This is a genomic window from Angustibacter aerolatus (assembly GCF_054776675.1).
The window spans coordinates 1-3,573 of record NZ_BAAHBM010000156.1; the positions used below are offsets into that span (position 1 = coordinate 1).

At 75.0% G+C, this 3,573-nt stretch carries 6 protein-coding genes; 3 read left to right on the forward strand and 3 right to left on the reverse strand.

The window, feature by feature from the left end:
* Window positions 1–148 (forward strand): helix-turn-helix domain-containing protein (locus tag ACYVI6_RS18300; RefSeq protein WP_460447735.1); only part of this gene is annotated, 148 nt, incomplete at its 5' end.
* Here ACYVI6_RS18300 and ACYVI6_RS18305 read toward each other — a convergent pair.
* From ACYVI6_RS18305 to arsM, 3 genes are read right to left on the reverse strand one after another with little or no spacing between them, the layout of a single operon-like run.
* Window positions 145–543, reverse strand: a complete 399-nt coding sequence (locus ACYVI6_RS18305) for an arsenate reductase ArsC (protein ID WP_460447730.1) — start codon at window positions 541–543, stop codon at window positions 145–147. The two genes, ACYVI6_RS18300 and ACYVI6_RS18305, sit on opposite strands and share 4 nt — an antisense overlap.
* Window positions 544–557: 14 nt before the next feature.
* The gene (gene arsB, locus ACYVI6_RS18310; RefSeq protein ID WP_460447731.1) at window positions 558–1,637 is read right to left on the reverse strand and encodes an ACR3 family arsenite efflux transporter; all 1,080 of its coding nucleotides are present in this window, start codon (window positions 1,635–1,637) and stop codon (window positions 558–560) included.
* On the reverse strand, window positions 1,634–2,377 hold the full coding sequence (gene arsM / locus ACYVI6_RS18315) for an arsenite methyltransferase (RefSeq protein ID WP_460447732.1): 744 nt from the start codon (window positions 2,375–2,377) through the stop codon (window positions 1,634–1,636). The genes arsB and arsM overlap by 4 nt, the downstream gene beginning before the upstream one ends.
* Window positions 2,378–2,457: 80 nt before the next feature.
* On the opposite strand from arsM, the gene ACYVI6_RS18320 reads away from it, so the two are divergent.
* Both ACYVI6_RS18320 and ACYVI6_RS18325 read left to right on the forward strand, forming a co-directional pair.
* Window positions 2,458–2,808, forward strand: coding sequence for an ArsR/SmtB family transcription factor (locus ACYVI6_RS18320; RefSeq protein WP_460447733.1), 351 nt, complete (start codon window positions 2,458–2,460; stop codon window positions 2,806–2,808).
* A gap of 94 nt (window positions 2,809–2,902) precedes the next feature.
* A complete protein-coding gene (locus tag ACYVI6_RS18325) occupies window positions 2,903–3,319 on the forward strand; it encodes a hypothetical protein (RefSeq protein ID WP_460447734.1) in 417 nt (138 codons plus the stop codon).
* The last annotated feature ends 254 nt before the right edge of the window (window positions 3,320–3,573 follow it).

The following is a 3,573-nucleotide window of genomic DNA, read 5'->3' on the forward strand; positions in this document are numbered from 1 at the left end:
CGACGCCGGCGCCACCGACCGGGCGGCCCTCGCCCCCTGGCGGGCGATCGGCCGCGAGGCCACCGAGCGGGCGGCCCGGCTGCTGCACCCGGCGCGCGACGCCGTCCTCGCCTCGGGCGCGCTGCCCGGGTCGCTGCTCGGCCGCTAACCCACCAGCTCGGCGAGCAGCGCCCGCACCCGGCGGTCCACGTCGTCGCGGATCGGGCGGATCGCGTCGGCGTCGAGGCCGGCCGGGTCGTCCAGCTCCCAGTCGAGGTAGCGCGTGCCGGGGTAGAACGGGCAGGCGTCGCCGCAGCCCATGGTGATCACGACGTCGGCGGCGCGCACCGCGTCGTCCGAGAGCGGCTTCGGGAACTCCTTCGACAGGTCGAGCCCGATCTCGTGCATCACCTCGACCACCGCCGGGTTCACCGTGTCGGCGGGCGCCGAGCCGGCCGAGCGGACGACGACCCGGCCGGCCGCGTGGTGGTCGAGCAGGGCCGCGGCCATCTGCGAGCGGCCGGCGTTGTGCACGCAGACGAACAGCACCTCGGGCACGGTCACGCGGGGGTCCCTTCCTAGACGGCGAAGCGCGGGCGCAGGCGCAGCGCGACGTGCACCAGCGCCACGAGCACGGGCACCTCGATGAGCGGGCCGACGACGCCGGCGAGGGCCTGGCCGCTCGCGACGCCGAACACGCCGACGGCCACCGCGATCGCGAGCTCGAAGTTGTTGCCGGCCGCGGTGAACGCCAGCGTCGCGGTCTTGGCGTAGCCGAGCCGCAGGCGGTGCCCGAGCACGAAGCCGCCGCCGAACATCAGCGCGAAGTAGGCCAGCAGCGGCAGCGCGATGCGGGCGACGTCCCAGGGGCGGCTCGTGATGGTGCCGCCCTGCAGCGCGAAGAGCACCACGATCGTGAAGAGCAGGCCGTAGAGCGCGAACGGCCCGATGCGCGGCAGCAGCCGCTGCTCGTACCACTGCTCGCCGCGAGCCCGCTCGCCGACGGTGCGGGTGACGAACCCGGCGAGCAGCGGGAGCCCGAGGAACACCAGCACCGAGCCGGCGATCGTCGGGAACGAGAAGCGGGCGTCGACCTGCGCCAGCCCCAGCCAGCCGGGCAGCACCCGAAGGTAGAACCACCCGAGCAGGCCGAACGCCAGGATCTGGAAGACCGAGTTCATCGCGACCAGCACGGCGCCGGCCTCGCGGTCACCGCACGACAGGTCGTTCCAGATGAGCACCATCGCGATGCAGCGAGCCAGCCCGACCACGATCAGCCCGGTGCGGTACGCCGGCTGGTCGGGCAGCAGCAGCCAGGCCAGGGCGAACATCAGCGCCGGTCCGACCAGCCAGTTGAGCACCAGCGAGCTGACGAGCAGCCGCCGGTCGCCGGTGACGCGGTCGAGCCGGCGGTACCGCACCTTCGCCAGCACCGGGTACATCATGAGCAGCAGCCCGAGCGCGATCGGCAGGCTGACCGACCCGACGCGGACGGCGTCCAGCCAGCCGGGCAGCGCGGGGACGGCGCGGCCGAGCCCCAGGCCGACGGCCATCGCCACGACGATCCACACCGGCAGCAGCCGGTCGAGCACCGAGAGCCGGGCCAGCACGGGCGCCTCGGGCCCGGCGACGGGGCGCTCGGCGACGACGTCGCTCACTCGCGGCCGCCCGGCTTCACCGCGCGCACGATCGCGGAGTGCATGCCGTCGGCGACCGCGTGGGTGAAGGTCACCGCGACGTCGGTGAACCCGGCGTCCTGCAGGCCCCGGACGTACTCGGCGCGCGACAGGGCGCCGGCCACGCAGCCGACGTACGACCCGCGCTCGGCCCGCTCGGCGGGGGAGAGGTGGTCCTCGGCCACCACGTCGCTGATGCCGAGCCGGCCGCCCGGCCGCAGCACGCGGAACGCCTCGGCGAGCACCGACGGCTTGTCGGTCGACAGGTTCACGACGCAGTTCGAGATGACGACGTCGACCGCGGCGTCGGGCAGCGGCACGTCCTCGATGGTGCCGCGCACGAACTCGACGTTCGTCGCGCCGGCTCGGGCGGCGTTCGCCCGGGCCAGGTCGAGCATCTCGTCGGTCATGTCGACGCCGTAGGCGAACCCGGTCGGCCCCACCCGCCGCGCCGAGAGCAGGACGTCGATCCCGCCGCCGGAGCCGAGGTCGAGCACCCGCTCGCCCTCGCGCAGCTCGGCCACCGCGGTGGGGTTCCCGCAGCCCAGGCTCGCCAGCACCGCGTCGTCCGGCAGCTCGCCGCGCACCTGCGGGTCGTACAGCGTCGCCCCGAAGACCGCCTCGTCGTCGGCGCCGCAGCAGGCCGACCCGCTGCGCACGGACAGCGCGGCCTCGGCGTACCGCACCCGCACCTGCTCGTGGACGTCGCTCGCGTCGCTCATCGGTCCTCCCTCGTCCGGTCGGCGTCGAATCGAGACTGGTCGATACATAGACGGTTGTCAATCCGTGCGACACTCGGCGGGTGCCGTCCCCCGTGCAGCTGCCCGTCGTCGCCCTCGACGACTGCTGCTCGACGGTCACCGGCGGGGTGCTCGACGCCGACACCGCCGAGCGGCTCGCCCGCTCGTTCAAGGCGCTCGGCGACCCCACCCGGGTGCGCCTGCTGTCGCTGATCGCCGCGACGGACGGCGGGGAGGCGTGCATCTGCGACCTCACCGGGCCGGTCGGCCTCAGCCAGCCCACGGTGTCGCACCACATGCGGCAGCTCGTCGAGGCCGGGTTGGTGAGCCGCGAGCAGCGCGGCCGCTGGGCGTACTACGCGGTGGTCGACGGCGCCCTCGCCGCGCTCGGCACCGCCCTCACCCCGCCCTGAGCCGATCTCGCACCTGATCCGAGCACGCACCCGTCCAGGCGACCGGCCGGGTGCGCACGACGGGTGGACGCGGTCGCTCTGCCACGATCGCGCGGTGAGGTACGGCGAACGCAGCATCCTGCGCAGGGCGTTGCAGGCGGTGCTGGCGGCCGGGCTGGTGCTCGCGCTCGCGCTGCCGTGGGTCGGGCTGGATGACCAGCACCGCCAGGTCAGCGGCTGGGGACTGCTGCTGCAGCGTGAGCAGGCCGACGGGCGGGCGGATCTGCTGACGCTGGTCGGGCCGCCGGCCCTGGTGCTCGTCGCCGCCCTGCTGGCGGTGCTGGTCGTCTACCGCCCCGGCGCACGGCTGCTGCTGGCGTCGCGGGTGGTGGCCGGCGTCGCCCTGCTGGCCGCGGCGATCATGTTGGTGCAGCTGCTCGCGTCCGATCGGTCGGTGCGGGCCGGGCTCGGGACCGCGATGCTGCTGCTGCTCGGGTGGCTCGCCCCGCCGTCCGCGGTCACCGACGACTGACCCGCTCCTGCCGAGCTGCCGCTTCCGGGGGTCTTCGGTGGCCTGCCGTGCCCCGAAGGCTGCAGCTCGGCAGCAGGGGTGTGCGGGGTCAGCGGTCCGGGACGTACGTGAGCCACTCGCGCTCGACCTCGAGCCCGACCGACAGGTAGAGCCGCAGCGCGTCGCGGTTGGCGCCGCTGACGGCGAGGCCGAGCCGGGTGGCGCCCGCGGCGGCCCGGTCGCGCAGGGCCCGCAGCAGCAGCGCCCGGCCGAGG